General features: G+C 58.5%; 13 protein-coding genes. 5 read left to right on the forward strand and 8 right to left on the reverse strand.

The genetic code is table 11. The annotated features are described in order from the left end of the window. Nucleotides 1-32 precede the first annotated feature (32 nt). Genes EJ997_RS08785 through EJ997_RS08795 form a run of 3 tightly spaced genes read right to left on the reverse strand, consistent with a single transcriptional unit; the run spans nt 33 to nt 3,916 of the window. On the reverse strand, nt 33-2,690 hold the full coding sequence (locus EJ997_RS08785) for an ABC transporter permease (RefSeq protein WP_126704217.1): 2,658 nt from the start codon (nt 2,688-2,690) through the stop codon (nt 33-35). Between the two features lies 1 nt (nt 2,691). Further along, nucleotides 2,692-3,381 (reverse strand): ABC transporter ATP-binding protein, encoded by a 690-nt coding sequence (locus EJ997_RS08790; protein WP_126704218.1) that lies wholly within the window; start codon nt 3,379-3,381, stop codon nt 2,692-2,694. Next, nucleotides 3,374-3,916 carry a PadR family transcriptional regulator gene (locus EJ997_RS08795; RefSeq protein ID WP_126704219.1) on the reverse strand — a complete coding sequence of 181 codons (543 nt, stop codon included), beginning with the start codon at nt 3,914-3,916 and terminating at the stop codon, nt 3,374-3,376. Before EJ997_RS08795 ends, EJ997_RS08790 begins: the two co-directional genes overlap by 8 nt. Nucleotides 3,917-4,120: 204 nt before the next feature. On the opposite strand from EJ997_RS08795, the gene EJ997_RS08800 reads away from it, so the two are divergent. From EJ997_RS08800 to EJ997_RS08810, 3 genes are all read left to right on the forward strand, one after another. Beyond that, nucleotides 4,121-4,636: a hypothetical protein gene (locus EJ997_RS08800; protein ID WP_126704220.1), complete on the forward strand. Its 516-nt coding sequence runs from the start codon at nt 4,121-4,123 to the stop codon at nt 4,634-4,636. A 344-nt stretch (nt 4,637-4,980) separates the two neighbouring features. Next, nucleotides 4,981-5,346 carry a hypothetical protein gene (locus EJ997_RS08805; RefSeq protein WP_126704221.1) on the forward strand — a complete coding sequence of 122 codons (366 nt, stop codon included), beginning with the start codon at nt 4,981-4,983 and terminating at the stop codon, nt 5,344-5,346. Then, a complete protein-coding gene (locus tag EJ997_RS08810) occupies nt 5,346-8,021 on the forward strand; it encodes a hypothetical protein (protein WP_126704222.1) in 2,676 nt (891 codons plus the stop codon). Before EJ997_RS08805 ends, EJ997_RS08810 begins: the two co-directional genes overlap by 1 nt. Nucleotides 8,022-8,186: 165 nt before the next feature. Here EJ997_RS08810 and EJ997_RS08815 read toward each other — a convergent pair whose 3' ends face one another. From EJ997_RS08815 to EJ997_RS13555, 5 genes are all read right to left on the reverse strand, one after another. Continuing rightward, nucleotides 8,187-8,738 (reverse strand): hypothetical protein, encoded by a 552-nt coding sequence (locus EJ997_RS08815; protein WP_126704223.1) that lies wholly within the window; start codon nt 8,736-8,738, stop codon nt 8,187-8,189. Nucleotides 8,739-8,862: 124 nt separating this feature from the next. Further along, nucleotides 8,863-9,465 carry a hypothetical protein gene (locus EJ997_RS08820; protein ID WP_126704224.1) on the reverse strand — a complete coding sequence of 201 codons (603 nt, stop codon included), beginning with the start codon at nt 9,463-9,465 and terminating at the stop codon, nt 8,863-8,865. Nucleotides 9,466-9,601: 136 nt separating this feature from the next. Beyond that, the gene (locus EJ997_RS13550; protein ID WP_228201445.1) at nt 9,602-10,078 is read right to left on the reverse strand and encodes a hypothetical protein; all 477 of its coding nucleotides are present in this window, start codon (nt 10,076-10,078) and stop codon (nt 9,602-9,604) included. Further along, a complete protein-coding gene (gene eccCa / locus EJ997_RS08825; protein ID WP_228201447.1) occupies nt 10,012-12,678 on the reverse strand; it encodes a type VII secretion protein EccCa in 2,667 nt (888 codons plus the stop codon). Before eccCa ends, EJ997_RS13550 begins: the two co-directional genes overlap by 67 nt. Continuing rightward, complete coding sequence (locus EJ997_RS13555; RefSeq protein WP_228201449.1) at nt 12,675-13,607, reverse strand: hypothetical protein; 933 nt, start codon at nt 13,605-13,607, stop codon at nt 12,675-12,677. Before EJ997_RS13555 ends, eccCa begins: the two co-directional genes overlap by 4 nt. Before the next feature lie 130 nt (nt 13,608-13,737). Between EJ997_RS13555 and EJ997_RS08830 the strand changes: the two genes are divergently transcribed. Then, nucleotides 13,738-14,091, forward strand: coding sequence for a hypothetical protein (locus EJ997_RS08830; protein ID WP_126704225.1), 354 nt, complete (start codon nt 13,738-13,740; stop codon nt 14,089-14,091). A gap of 83 nt (nt 14,092-14,174) precedes the next feature. After that, nucleotides 14,175-15,116, forward strand: a complete 942-nt coding sequence (locus EJ997_RS08835) for a hypothetical protein (protein ID WP_126704226.1) — start codon at nt 14,175-14,177, stop codon at nt 15,114-15,116. Nucleotides 15,117-15,135 lie beyond the last annotated feature (19 nt).

Raw genomic sequence — 15,135 nt, forward strand, 5'->3', positions numbered from 1 at the left:
CAGGCCTTCAGCCCGCTCAGCTCGTTGTTCGACTAGTCGAGCCGCCTGGTGAGCGCCTTCTTCCGCGGCGCAAAGAGACCGGGGATGATGGTGGCGAGCGCGATGATGAGGATGGCAAGGCCGATGATCGGGAGAAACGGGACTTCCAGTGGCTGATTGTCGAGCAGTTGGCCGATGGCTATGGTGAGGATAGATCCCACAATGAAGCCGGGAATAATACCTGCTAGACCGATAATGAGGCCCGTGGCATGGCTGACCTGTCTGCGTAAGCGGGGCTTGCCGCCAAGAGCATCAATCGTGTCGTAGTCGGCCCGGGTTTCCCGTCCCGCCAGCACAACAATGATGATTGCTGTTCCAACAGCCACGAGGATGGAGATGATGGCGGCGGCGAGCGCTGCGATCACGTAGTCCGTATTAACTTCGTTGATGGTCTCGTAGACGATCGCGTTGTTTCCCGCAAAGTCGTAGAGCATGCTACTTGTTTCCAGCATGGTGACGGGCTTTTCGAACACGATGAGCGCACCGATCGGATTGACGATAAGGCCAAGCTCTTCTGCGGCTTCCCAGCTGAAGATCTGGTAAGGACCATCTTCGTCAAGTACCGCTTCAGTGGGAACGGTTATCGTTTCACCTTCAATAACATCAACATTTTCGTATGTCACAACGGTGAAGGTCGCGGAGCCCCCAACGATCCCGTCCGCGTATGCGAGGAGAACGCCTCCCTTGTCGAGCGTGGCCTGGCCAAGTTCCACATCAACATCTCCGGGGAGGAGAGCCAGAATCGTGCCGTCATCAACGATCGGGAATCCACTGTGGAATAGGTTCGGAAGAGCCGGGTTCATGCGGTTACCACCCAGGTAGTTGATGCAGCGCGGATCAGTCTGCGCGTCCTCCTGTACCTGCTCGTACTCTTCTGAGGAGAGCCCCTCCATCGTCTGCCAGTCTTCAAGTGGGCACATGCGATCTTCGGGGATTTGTACTTCAACGTTGGAGTTCCATCCGGTCGCCGCATAGACGGGCGTCCATGATTTAACGGCGCGCTCTTCATCCAGTTCTCTGATTGAGTTCTCGAGGATTGCCAGATCATCACCTCCGGTACCCCAGTCTTGCAGAGCAACCCAGGCGGCACCTCGAGGACCTGCAATGTTCTCTTCAGAGAAGTTTCGGTTCAGCATCGTAAAGAACTGGGAAATAGTGAACACGGCGACAACAGCGACGATCATGACGGCAGCAACACCTGGAGCTGTTCTATGGACGCTCCTCACAGATTCCCTGCCAGCGAGTTTGCCGGGCAGTGACATCTTCCCAACCAGCGCGGAAACAAGCCGAATGCAGATTGGGGCGGTGCCTATCAGGCCAAGGACTATCCCGATCGTGCTGATTGCATACAGGACATCTGAATCCTTCACCGCAATGGCACCGAAGAGAAGGACGATGCCGAGCAGAAGTATGGCGGGACCAATGATCGATCGCCGATATCGCACTGACTTGCCAGACTCCCGACCCGTGAGGACGGCAACAACGTTGATCCGGGAGGCTGTGACCGCGGGGATAACTGCGGCAAGAAGCCCAAGAATCACAGCGAAGACAATGGCGACCGGGTAGTGCCAGGCAACAAGGAAAAGCTGTTCACCCGCATTAGAGTTAAGGGCAAAGCGGAACACCAAGTACCCGATGATGCCGAGAACGGCACCGGCGAATCCAAGGAACGCTCCCTGGAACAGCATGAGCCTGCGGAGCTGCTTCGCGGTAGCACCAAGGGCAGCGAGTTGTCCAAGAGACCGCTCGTTCCTCCGCACCGCCATAGTAAACGGCGGGGAGATCAGCAAAACAACTTCGATCAGACCAATGAGCCCAATCGTCGCGACAGCAATGTAGTTAATCTCGGTGGAGGTCGGTCCGAACCCGCCATCTGTCCATGCATCAACGTCTTCTTGCGGTGGCGGATTATCAAGAACGTGTTTGGATTCGACAACGATTCCAAGCCGGTTGAGTTCCTTCACCTGCTCCCAGGTGACCGGATCTGGTCCGGTAATCGCAAGCTGGGGCATGCCCCAGCCACTCACAGCAAGATCATCAAGGGTGGGGCGCTGTCCCGTACCGTCCTGGCTGATCAGAGTGACGTTCTCGGTGATACCAACAACGGTGACTGGTTCGGGATTGTCGTAGTTGATAATCCTCGACATGTCGTCACCGACATCCACTCCCAGGGACGCTTGATCGCCGCGGGACAGTGCTATCTCGTCAGTGCTTTCCGGTACCCTGCCTTCAATGATGAGGGACTCATTAGCAGCAGCCCACTGCGCTTCCGAGTGGAGAATGTTGTAGTCGCTCGACTTTTGGAGCATGAGGCTCATCGAGTCCTGCCGGATCTCCACCGAGTTATTGGGAGAGATGACGGCGGCAATCATTTCCTCGGCATCCCCATTTTCACGGCCACCATCAAGGTAAGAGGCACCGTTTCCCGCGGGTTCCTGCCTGATCTCACAATCACAGACAGCTAAACCGGAGGCCTGAAGATCCTCGACCTCACTGAAGTGTTCAAGCATCCAGTGGCTGGACTGATTCGAGTAGAGCGAACCAATGACAAGGCCCGCCATGACAGGCAGAGAAATAAGAACCGTGGCAAGAATAGCCCGGACCTTATTGAATCTGAGGTCCCGGAGCGCAAGGCGACGTATTGCTTTCATGTCACGCCTCCGACGTGGAATCGACGATGGCGCCGTCGCGCAGGAACACAACCCGGTCCGCCCATCCCGCGTATCGCGACTCGTGGGTCACAATAATTCCCGTCGCACCGTGATCAACCCGGTCACGCAGCAACATCATGACCTCTTCCGAAGAATTCGAGTCCAGGGCACCCGTCGGCTCATCGGCAAGCAATAGTCTGCCCTCACCAAGGAGAGCGCGAGCAATCGCGGTGCGCTGGGCCTGACCGCGAGAGACCTCGGCCGGGAACCGATCGGCAAGTGACTCAAGGCCAAGCTCCGCCAGCCCCTTGAGTGCCTGTTCCCGGGCAACAGCTTCCTTCACTCCGTCCAGCTCAAGTGGCAGAGACACATTCTCTGCCACGGTCAGGGTGGGGATGAGGTTGTAGTCCTGGAAGACATAGCCGATCTGGGTGCGCCGCACCTCGGCACGATCCGCCACCGACATGGTGACAAGGTTCTGACCGTTCACGATCACGTCACCGCTATCGGGACTGTCCAGGCCCCCTGCCATATTCAACAGCGTGGACTTGCCCGAGCCCGAGGGGCCCATAATCGCGACGAGTTCGCCGCGCTCCAGAGTGAAGTCAACGCGGTCGAGAGCAACGACCTTCTGCGCACCCGAATCGTGGGTTTTCAGAACATCGACAAGCTGCAGGGCGATATCAGTCATCGCTCTTCCTTTCGATAGATGCCGCGCGGGCTATCCTTTCAATGTGATCGAGCCAGCGTGACTCGGAGTCGAGGTCGAAGATCCGCCTCTGAAGAATGAAATAGGAAGCAACATCCGCACTGTCGCCCTTGCGGAGTTCACGCGTTGCTTCCGCAAGCGCCTGCAGTGTCTGCTTCCGCTGCGTCTGAATAATGTCGGAGACATCAACGGCGTCGGAATGGACCGCGGCCAAGACCCTCATAACAAGGTCGTCGCGGTCCCGCGGAGACTTCACCAACGGTGCCCGCCACCACCGAGACAGCTCTTCCTCGCCTGCTTCCGTGATCGCGTAAAGCTCGGCTACTCGACCACCCGTTGTGACCTCACCGGCGGACTGGACAAGCCCGTCCCTGTCCAGTCGGGTAATGGTTTGGGAGACCTGTCCGATGTTCATCGGCCATGCATTCCCCGTCAATTCATCGATCGACTGTTTGAGGGAGTAGGCCCCGGCCGGCTTCTTCTGAAGCAGGACAAGAATGACGTGCTTGACCGACATGAACCCACCTCCACTCAGCAAGAAAACTAATAGTTACTCGGTAACTATAAGACGAGTGTTCCGCACGAGCAAGCCGAAACACGCAACCGATCAAAATTGTCCGAATCGAACAGAAAGTGTTGTTGGTAATGTCCGGGTGATGGTGAAGAGGCAGGAGCAGGGTCCGCCCACTCCATCAATATCCGCCCGCCGTACACTTGGGACATGCTGTTTCGTCGCCGCAAGTCCCAGCCCGCTCCATCTCCTGCACCCATGGTCGATCCGGTTATCGATGCTCAGATTCATTGGCTCGGGTCTCGGGGTCTTGTTCTTCGGCAGGATGTGTCTCGCGAGGATTGGATCGCCGCAGCCGAGGACCCGACGGATCCAATAGCACTCGCAGTCGCGCAGTTGAATGGCGCTTACTGCACGAAGCCGAAACCTTCCGCGACGATCGAGCCGGGTAGTCTCCCGGATATGGTTAATTCCCTGGCCGATGGGCTCGAACTACCGATCGACGAAGCCTTACTTGACGGTGATCAGCTGACGATCAGGTCGGGATCAACCTACGAAAAATACGACGTTTCGGAAGCTGACTCATGCGGGACCCTGGTTGCAGTAGCCAACACGTACGTGGACTCCGCCCATGTCCTGATCCGCAAGAACCAGACGTTCGCGATCGCACATCGCGATATTGCCGAGGAGGTCCGGCAGGTCATGGGAGCCTCAAGGACCGAATAGGGTAACCGCCGCGGTGCCATGACTCAGGGACACCACCATCCGGACGGCTGGTGGTGTGACCAGCATTCATACTGCTTGTGTTCCAAAGCTTCGAGACAAGCCTGGGGTAACCCTGCACGTGGAGAACTCCCCAGTCCTCGCCTCAACCCTTGTTCGGCCACGTTGCGCCTGGCAGGTGACGGCCGTTTTCCGCTCTACAGCAACGGAAAACGCTGGTCGGACGTTCTCTCCATCGCTTGGGGACCCGCGTGAACACCGGGTGAATGGTCTCGTCTCGAGATGGGCAGGGGTCGAAATTTCTCTATTGTGGTCAGTAGTAAACAACGCGTGCTTGGGAGAAAAGAATGTCAATTATTGAGTTCGACCGGGATGCTGCCGGTGTCGTCGCCAATAGGGACTGGACTGATTCGCAGACCTTTACCAATATTGCAGTCGGCGTGGGCGAGCTGGTATGGAAGCCGAACCGCGTCTTTGTTGAGCTTCCAGAGGACACTGTCGGGGGAGCGGGCAAGACCGACAATGGTGGCCGTATCGAGCTCAAGAACGAAGCGAAGTACGCTCTCGAGACCATCCATCTGATCGTCCAGGAGTTCTCAGACGCATGTGGCCTGCTAGGCTCTGGCGTCTCGGAGACCTCCATGAACTTTGATGCTTCAGAGGCGCAGGCAACAGCAGACTTCGACTTCCTGACGAGTGAGGTGGCTAGCTAATGGGCTATTCAAGAAAATCAGGTACCGCCGCACTTCCACTACCGCAAACCTCTCCAAGCCCTGCAGTCAGCGACTTCTCCTCCTCGTTCACAAATGTTGGTGGAGCGATTGGTGAGACACAGGTTGTTGCCATGGGCCCACAAATCGAGTCCTGGCTGGGCCAGGCCGCGAGCGCCTATGCCCACGAGAGTCTCGATATTCAAGCGCAAGCTATTTCTCTGCAGGGAATCCTGTCGGACATCAGCACCCAGGTCTCCAACTATGGTGAGACCTATCAGACGCTTGTTGACACGACGATTCCGGACTATCAGCAGCAGTGGGATGACGCGATCATCACGCATGACGAGAACGTTGAAGCAACAGAAGCCGAGATGGAGATCGCGCGTCAGAACACCCCCGAGGGTGAAACCTTCGATGATTCTTCCTTCCTGGCCGAAATTGAACGTCAGCATGACCTCCTTGAGGAGACTCAAGACGACCTTGCGCTCTACTACAATCAGGCGGTCACAAGCGTTGATGAAGCGGCGGGCTCAACAGCCTCTGCTATCGCTGGCCTGATAGATGGTTTCGTCCCGCGCGGGGAAAACGGTTCGTTGCCTTCCCGCACGGACATCAGCCTCGCCATGTTCGGCGGCAACGACGGACTGCTCGGAGCACAGAGCCAGTGGGAGTCGGCTGTTGAGGACGCTCCCGAGGCCGTCGAACTGCTCAACCAGACTGACGAATACGGTTACCCGACGCCCGAGGCTCTGCAAGAGTTCAATGAGCTTTACGGAGACCGGCTTGCAAACGATCCATACTTCGCAGCGGCCTTCGCGGCAGAGCTACCTCCCCAGCAGGCCCTTGAACTGGCGGCAAAACTTAGTAGCCACACAGCCACCAACATGGGAGTGGAGTACCAGGGCCTTGCCGAGAACTTCCTGACAGATATGGGTGCGGGAATGATGGTGGCCACCGGATCCCGCCCCGTCGGCATCTCCGATGATGCATGGAATGCTTGGCAGCAAGCCAATGGCTCATTCGAGGTCGGAGAGCACGACGATTACGATGCCTGGCTAGGTAGCTACCTTGACGACATGAACGCGGCGGGCGCAATGCACTATACGGAGATGGGAGTGGAAGAGCACGGGCGGCCCGGCTTCCACTTCCTGTCCCAATACATTGGTGCAGCTGCCGAGGAACACGAGAGCCTGGCCCTGTCCGATGCATTCCTTAACGGACACCCCGACTCAAGCGGAAGCTCTGTCGCACACAACATTGTCACTAATGACTACGAAGATTCCTACAACTATCCGGCCATTAACGGGTTTGGATTTGATGGATCATCTGATCCGATCATCAATCTGCTTTCGGCAATGGATGGGAATCCCGAAGCCACCCGAACTTTCCTTGCAAGTGACACGGGCTTTGACTTCGGTAACGAGAACCAGAACATGACAAGCTACCTGGTTAGCCATCGTCCAGTTCCGTGGGGCGAAAACCTCCGTTGGAATGATGGTGGTGCTCAACTTGGCTTGATCATTGACGAAGCAACATCAATGGATGACGCGAGACAGAATCCCGAAACCTTCGAGATCCTCGATGGCTTCCTCGACGGATACACCGATGGTTTGCAGGCCAACCAGAGCGGACTCCTGCAGTCTGAATCGGTCAGTAATTGGTTCACGAATAAAGACGAGAACGGACAGGACCTCTTCGGTTACTACAATCCGGAACTGCGCCACTGGGCGGGTTCAATCCTCGAGGAATACGCATCCGATCTCGCACGTGAAGTGCGCACGCCAACCGGGACTGAGGGCGCCAGTCCCTACACTCAGCGCAGCGGGTATGACGGCTCCGACTACAGCCTCACCCTCTCTCCCGAACTGCGCGATGCGATAACGGACTCCGAAAATGGCTTCTTCCACGACTTGAGTTACGACGAGCCCGCGCCGGACGACCCGAACTGGGCCACGGAGGCACCGAACTCGGCTCTCTCGAAGATCTCTGTTGCTGCCGTTGAGGACATGAGAGCTGAGCTCACCGACGCTCGAATCCGGGACTACAACGGCGAGGATGGACAGCTCGGCCGCTACGAGGATGCTGTCGGTGACTACGGCGCACTCCTTAGCCACATTGAGCTGGCCGACGAAGCGGCCGATGTGTCCAGGGGCCAGACCACCGATCAGCGTAATTCAACGGTACGGAGCGCACTCGACTTCGCAACCGATGTGTTCCCGGTCAGTAGGATCCCCGGCTTCGATGATCTCTCCGACACCGCACAGAATGCGCTCAAGTCCGCAACAAAAAGCGGACAAGAGATGGGTTACGACGAATGGCTCTCCACATCGAACGCTGCGAATGCCGCAGAGGACCACGAGAATGAGACCGAAACAGTGTCGATCGAGCTTTCCGAGCTTGTTCGAGACATCAACATCGATGCGCAAAACATGACCGGACCACAGCCCGAACACATTCAGGAAAGCGATGCTCAACGCGACCCCAACCTTCAGATCCTGACCGAGGATGGATACATTCTCCGATGGGAAGACATGACCGAAGATCAGCGGACCACGTACCGCAATCATGCGCAAGACTTTGTCTTCGGTGACGGCGAGTGGACGGGTAACTCCGTTAACGACATCCCCCAAATCGTGAACGAGGCGTACGACGAGTCTAAGAGAAGCATGCCGTAGCCAATGGCATCCGCACCTGCACAATCAGCGCTGTTGAGCCCTCGGCAACGCAACGTCCGCAGGTAATTCACTGTGGTGATTGAAAAGGAGTGGTGGGGGAAGATGTTCTTCCCCCACCACTCACTCGCTAGCTGCGTACTCGCTCATCGAGTTCGCCGCTCTGAGTCAGCCTCCGAGCACAATGTTGTCGAGCACCTGCGTAGCCTCTGCACTTACCTCATCGGCACCTTCCTCGGATTCCAAATGGATCGTGTACCGAGTCTGGTCCTTCACGACATACCAGGTCTGTACCACACGTGAGGTTCCGCCACTCTTGTAGACCAACCCCGAGGCAGCTTCTCCATCGATTTCACGGTCCGGGAGGGCATTGACCGAAACACCCTGGGTCTGCATATCAAGCAGGAGGTTTTTGCGATGTTCCTCGGCACTCTGCGAGGACGGGATGCCTTCCTGGATGATGAGCCGGCTTCCCTTCCCGTCACCATCGACAAGTTCTTCCGCAAGGATGATGCTCCGGTAGTCGGTTGATCCCCTAGAAATAGGTTCCCAACCATCAATTTGGGTCTTCACTGAAGTGTCGGGCTGGGAAGTGTTCACTGCGGTTCCTTCTGTGTCTTGTGACGGATCGGTCTGCTCTGATCCTTGGCAGGCCGCGAGGGAGAGCGCGAGCCCTCCCGCGACCACTGCCACAACGGTCCTATGGATGAGTGTTTTCACTTCACAAGTCTATCGGCCACGCCCTTAGGGAACAGTGCCAGGGAGGGTATCGCTACCCAGTGTTCACCTAACTTCCAGGCGAGCCCCCGGTTCACCGCAGACTCCTTTCCCTCAGCAGAGGGCTCTATGGGAGAAACTCAACGGTCTTCATGAAATCAATGAGTTCCTGCGGGACAGTTCCGTTGCGTTCACCGTAGACCTCAAATTTGACAGTCTCGCGACCAATGTCCCCGTACCAGAACTGGAACGGACCGACATGGTCGCCGCTGGTCAGCATCCCCTCGTAGCCATGGAATGTAACGCCATCTATTTCTAAGGTCTCGATGTCACCGATCTCCGAAAAGAACTCGATATTCTCCATATCGTCCTCTCGCTGAGCGGAGGCGTATACGGCGGCGCCGCGGGTCCCTCCAAGATTGAAGAGAGCAAGGTGCGCGAACTCGACTCGTTCATTACCCGGCATGAGAGCCTGCGGCTCGGTGCCCTCGGGAATAAGGGCTAAGACATAGACTTCCAAACCCGGTGTATCCGATGTCTGCACCTCCCATCCTTCGGGAACGAAAGCGCGGACGCTACCGTCGACCTCGATGGTCTCGCCTTGCGGCGAAGCCTCGGGCGCCGTCTCCGATGCTGTTGGGTCATCGTCACCACATGCGGCAAGTGGCATAAACAGGAGGGCCGCTACTAGCAGGCACACGCTTCTCTGCGACCTCATCGGTGTGTTCATGACGTTTGATTCCCCCTCCCTCAATCATCGTTCGTCGCTTTGGCACACTGCACAGGTCTTATCTCAGCCATTTTGAGCACTGTTCTTGCCTGACCCCTGTTTCTCGCTACATATCTTCGATCTGTGCGCGTGGCAATCAGATGAGTTCGGGCGGTTCCCAGGCGATCTGAAGCTGTTCGCGGGGCACTTCGCGGGAACGGAACTGGGCACGACCGGGGTTGGCGACCTGGGGCTTGAGCTTGCCGATGATCTGACCATCCTCGGGCGATCCGGGTAGGAGCATGGCGGGGACGGCCAGGTCGTTCATGGTCTGCATGACCGGTTCGAACAGGGCACGCTGTGCACCACCGGAACGCCTTGTCAGGATGATGTGGAGGCCGAGGTCGTGTGCCTGTGCCATGAGCGGCTGGAAAGCCGCCACCGGGTTGCCTGAGGGAGTGTTCACGAGGTCGTAGTCATCGACCAGGATGAATACTTCCTTGCCTTCCCACCACGACCTGTCGCGTAGCTGCTGGGGCGTGACGTTCGGCCCCGGCATGCGGACCTTCAGGTAGTTGGCAAGCCCGCCCAGTTGCTCCATGGCCTGATCGGCGGTCGTGTAGTAGCCACCCACATATCCTTCGGGGAGTTCGCCAAGGAGGGACCTGCGGTAGTCCACGGCGAAGATCTGTGCGGTTTCGGGGTGTAGACGCGGGCAATCTCGGAGGCAATAAGGCGGAGTGTGGCGGTCTTGCCTGAGCCCTGACCACCGTAGAAGTAGAAGTGGTCGTTCTTCCAGAAGTCGATCCCAAACGGTTCGAGCCTGGATTCGTTGATACCGAGGAGAATACGACGGTCGTCCCTGTCGACCATGGCGCGCACGTCCTCGATGGTGATCTCGAGAGGGAGCTCGCGCAACTTCGGGCCGCGTTCGCCCTTCCACGCTTCGTTAACCTTGGAGATCAGGTCACGGACACCCACCGACACGGTGTCCGGCGATTCTTCACCATCGACCCGCGGCAGGGCACCAAGGAAGTGGTGCTTGCCCGGTTCCAGGCCGCGGCCGGGAAGGCGTTCGGGCACGTTCTTGGCGACCTTACGATCGATCTCGGAGTCGAGTGGGTCGCCTAGCCTCAGCTCAAGCCTGGTACCGAACATGTCCTTCACCTGGGTGCGGAAGTTCATCCAGCGCAGTGCAGAGGCCACAACGTGAAGGCCGAAGTTCAGACCGCGCGGCATGAGGTTCTGGAGCTTCGATTCGACCTGGTCGAAGTCGGCTCGGAGGGTTGCCCAGTTGTCGATGAAAAGGAAAATATCGCCATAGCCATCGTCCGCCTCGCCAGCTGCTCTCATGCGCCGGTATGTTTCCATCGAATCAATGCCATTGTCGGCAAAGAACTGTTCGCGATCGTCAATGATCGAAGCAATCTCTGCCACGATTCGGTTGACCCGGTCCGTGTCCTTACGCAGTGCAATGCCTGCCGTGTGGGCGAGGTCCCGGAAGGGCGCAAACGTACCGCCGCCAAAGTCCATGACGTAGAACTGCACTTCTGTCGGGGTGTGAGTGAGGGCAATGCCAGCCATGATGGTTCTCATGAGGGTGGACTTACCCGACTGGGGGCCGCCGACAATCGAGGCGTGGCCACCCGCGCCGGAGAGATCAACAAGAAGGGTGTCACGGCGCTGCTCGTAGGGCCGGTCGACTTCACCAACCGGGATTGTGAACGCACCGGCGCCACGCCATGACTTCGACACGTAGCCCAGGTCCTTATCCGTACCCAGGTCACCCATGAGCCGGTCCAGGGACGCGGGCATGCTGAGCGGGTCGAGCCAAACCTTATGCGCGGCCGGGCCCTGACCTTCCATGCGGTCAACCGCAATGTCGAAGGTGGTGTAGTCCCCTCCCTGCTCATCGACAATCTCGTCCTCGGCAGGATCGAGAACGTCGACTTCTTCGGGTTCCGGCTCTTCGGACTGGGCGAGGAGAACCGGTGCGGCCGTGAAGTTGACGATCGCAACCTCCTTCTTCTCTTCGCGTTCCTCGTGCTCGATGACGGGGGCGGCGGAGACCCTGCGACGGGGCGGTGGGCCGGACACGTAGGAGGCACGGAAGCGCCTCATCGTGGTCTGGTCTTCCTTCAGGTACCCGACGCCGGGGATCGGGGGCAGCTCGTAAGCATCGGCCACGCCGAGGACGGTGCGGGACTCGGCAGCGGAGAAGGTCCGCAGGCCGATCCGGTAGGACAGGTGGGAGTCGAGGCCGCGGAGCCTGGACTCTTCGAGCCGCTGGGAGGACAGGAGAAGGTGAATGGAGAGGGAACGTCCGAGACGGCCGATCGCAACGAACATGTCAATGAAGTCCGGCTTCTCAGCAAGAAGTTCGGAGAACTCGTCGGCAACGATGAGTAGTGCGGGAAGCGGCTCGAGGTCGGTTCGGCCATCCTTGCGGGCCTTCTCGTAGTCCTGGACGTTCTTGAAGTTGCCACCGGCACGTAGCATTTCCTGCCTGCGTGCCATTTCGCCTCGCAGAGCATCTTCCATGCGGTCAACGAGGGTGAGGTCATCGCCGAGGTTCGTGATGATTGCCGAAACGTGCGGCATCCCGCTCATCCCGGCGAAGGTGGCGCCGCCCTTAAAGTCGATCAGAACAAAGTTCAGGTCTTCCGAGGAGTGCGTCATGGCAAGAGCAAGAACGAGGGTACGGAGTACCTCGGACTTACCGGAGCCGGTAGCGCCGATAATGAGGCCGTGTGGCCCCATGCCCTGCTGGGCCGATTCCTTGAAGTCCAGGTAGACGGTCTTGCCTTCGGGTGTCAGGCCAATCGGGACGCGCAACTTGTCCCTGTTGAGCCTGGGCCGCCACGTCTGGGTCACATCGAGGTCGCGCACATCGCCGATCCCGAGAAGATCAACGAGCTCTGCGGATGCCTCGGTCGTAGCATCCTGGTCCTCACCGGAGGAGTCTTCGCCCGGACCCGCCATCATCGGACTGGTCAACCTGCGAGCAACCGCTTCGGCTTCTTCAATGCTGATCGAATCGGCTTCACCCGCGATCGGTTCAAAACCAACCTGGAGGAGAGTAAGCCTGCCGTTGCGGAGCGTGAGACGGATCGTTGACGGATCGGTGAGAGCATCCCAGGACTCGGGGAGGTCAATAACGGTGACGCCAAGAACCCCGTCGGGGGTGATGATCGGATGGTCGATCGGAATCCGCACACCATCGTTAACGATCACGAGGTGCGGCAGTTCCGTACCCCCTCATCCGGCGAAAACCGGGGACGGTCGGAGATTCCATCCGGAAGGAGGTCGACAAGGCTGTCAGCGGAGGTGTGAACCATTCGTGCGGGGCCCACAGCATCGCGGATTCGTTCGGACTGGACGTGAGGAAGCCACTTCACCCAGTCCCAGTCAGACATGTTCTCGTCCTTGGAAAGAACCGCGATCTTCAGGTGATCCTCGGACAGGAACGAGGCAAGGTGAACAACCATGGCGCGGGCCAAGCCGCGAACATCCTTTACGCGCCCGGTCAGCTGAACCGTTGAAACGGAAGCAAGGTTGACACCAAGGGGCAGGCTTTCCAGGGTCTCATATGAGGCCATGAATCGAGCCCTCGCCGATTCTGCAACCGGATCAGTTTCGGCCAGCGAGCTTTCCTCTTCTACGGCCAGCTCGGTTGCAAATGGCTGATCGGCGGAACCGATCCGGCACAGGAGAAACTCATCGTCGGTGGTTTCGCGTTCTGCGATTCTTGACCCCTCGTCGAGGATAAGCGGCAGGTCGGCGGGGTGCGGGAGGAACCACTGCGTGAATTCCCGCTGCATGTCTTCCGCCTTGCGGGCATTCTTGCGCAGGGTCGCGATATACGTGAGGTATTCCCGCCGGGATCCCGTTACCGCGTCGCGGTGCTGGACCCGGTTTCGGTAAATGTTGAGACCGGCTACGCCCACCATGGCAACCATGAAGGCGCCCGACATGAGCAACATTTGAGGTGATCTGTTTGATGACAGTGCCATCACCGCCATCATGCCCATGGAACCGAACATTGGGAGGATCATGGCGAGAGTGCCCGTGATTCCCTCTGAGCGAACAACGTTTGGCGGGGTCTTGACGGTGACCGTCTCCTGAGGCGGAGGGCTCGGGCGCTGTCGTTTGGTGCGGGCCATATGCTTCCTCTCGTTGTCCATACCGGACACCGAAATGCTCGGTCATGTTCTGCAACGGTCAGGTTCTTACGTCATACTAGTGCTTGTCCAACGGCCGTGCGGTTCGAGAACGATGACGCAAGGAGAGGTGATGGCTACAGCAGACGTCATAGTCCCTGAAACCTCCCTCGTCACTCTCATCGTCGACCGGGGAGGGAAGCGCGAAGATCTTGCTTTCCCCGCGGGAATCACCCTCAAAGAGGCTCTAACCGCCGTCGGTATTGGGCAGCTCAGCCCAGCGACGATCGATGGTCGAATTATGAGACCGGAGGCTGTTCTCGGCCGAGACATTGTTTCCGGAACCCTCGTTCTTCTGAGAGACAAGGGCTGGGAAACCGGTTCCGAGATCACCAGGATTGATCATTCCGCGGAAGTGCGGGCAACCACCCTGTCGATCACCATCTCGACCCTCGCCATCCTCCTCGGCCTCCTCGCGGGGCGGTAGGGCTGACCATCAAGGGGGCTGGAGAATCGGCCGCCCACCTCGTTCCCGGGCCCTGGGTCTACTTCGCTCTCATTGGCGTCCTCGTGCTCTTTGCGCTCCTGCTGGCGTGCCGGGATCCGTACGGTAAACCCCTCCTTGAAGTCGGCGGCCCGGTGGCCCTGATCTTTGGAGCATCTTCCCTTCTTTCTTTTGCTAATCCCGGTGATCACACGCACCAGGTTCTGATTGCCACCATGCTGGGCACGAGCATGGTGTCCCTCGTGCGCTGGGTGTACTGCGGCCGATATCGGCCGGACACCGGCAATGTGTGCATCGACGCCGCTCTCCTCACTCTCGCGGTCGCGCTCCTCGATATTGGCGTCATGTCAGCGGGGCTCCCCATCGAGTTCACGGCGGCCGTTGTTTTTGGGCTCTGTCCCCCGCTGCTTGCGGCCATGTCCGGCTTCTCCATCCGCGTCTCCTCCGATGTTCTTCTCGACTCCGAGTCCGTCATCCGCGAGGCGCCCGCGGTGCGTAGCGCCTCGGTTGATGAAGAAGCAGCACGGCCCGATGTCGGGAAACTCATGGCAATCTCCTCGGCCCGCAACTCCTTCTGGGTGACGGCCACGTGCCTCGGTCTTGTCGTCACCACGCCTGCCATGGCAAACCTCCTCGCTGTTGAGGGGTGGCGGGGAACCGTCGCGTTCCTGGCTTTCCTTGCCGCTGTTGCCGCCTGTCTCCTCGTTCCTCGTAGCTCCTCAAGCCGGCTTGTCCGGATCCTCCCCCGGGTCTCCGCCGCAACCATTCTCGCTATCGTCATCTGGTCGGGAACGCTCCCCTTCACTCCTCTCAAGCTCGCCATTGGTCTTGCCCTGATCGGCCTGCTGTTCCTCGGTGCCAGTCTCCTTGTGCGGCAGGGACGCCCCTTCTATGGCTTCTCCCGAATCGGCGATATTCTGCAGACGCTTTCCGTCTCTACGTCCCTGCCGTTAACCCTTGCAGCTATCGGTGTCATTTCCCTTGTCCGAACCGGAGGTTTGGGCTGATGTCTCCCACGAGGTTGGA

This window comes from Flaviflexus ciconiae, assembly GCF_003971195.1.
GTDB lineage: Bacteria > Actinomycetota > Actinomycetes > Actinomycetales > Actinomycetaceae > Flaviflexus > Flaviflexus ciconiae.

Excerpts from the sequence above, each read along its gene's own strand:
- EJ997_RS08785 (WP_126704217.1), bottom strand. The coding sequence starts at position 2,690 with ATGAAAGCAATACGTCGCCTTGCGCTCCGGGACCTCAGATTCAATAAG.
- EJ997_RS08790 (WP_126704218.1), bottom strand. The coding sequence starts at position 3,381 with ATGACTGATATCGCCCTGCAGCTTGTCGATGTTCTGAAAACCCACGAT.
- EJ997_RS08795 (WP_126704219.1), bottom strand. The coding sequence starts at position 3,916 with ATGTCGGTCAAGCACGTCATTCTTGTCCTGCTTCAGAAGAAGCCGGCC.
- EJ997_RS08800 (WP_126704220.1), top strand. The coding sequence starts at position 4,121 with ATGCTGTTTCGTCGCCGCAAGTCCCAGCCCGCTCCATCTCCTGCACCC.
- EJ997_RS08805 (WP_126704221.1), top strand. The coding sequence starts at position 4,981 with ATGTCAATTATTGAGTTCGACCGGGATGCTGCCGGTGTCGTCGCCAAT.
- EJ997_RS08810 (WP_126704222.1), top strand. The coding sequence starts at position 5,346 with ATGGGCTATTCAAGAAAATCAGGTACCGCCGCACTTCCACTACCGCAA.
- EJ997_RS08820 (WP_126704224.1), bottom strand. The coding sequence starts at position 9,465 with ATGAACACACCGATGAGGTCGCAGAGAAGCGTGTGCCTGCTAGTAGCG.
- EJ997_RS13555 (WP_228201449.1), bottom strand. The coding sequence starts at position 13,607 with ATGGCCCGCACCAAACGACAGCGCCCGAGCCCTCCGCCTCAGGAGACG.
- EJ997_RS08830 (WP_126704225.1), top strand. The coding sequence starts at position 13,738 with ATGGCTACAGCAGACGTCATAGTCCCTGAAACCTCCCTCGTCACTCTC.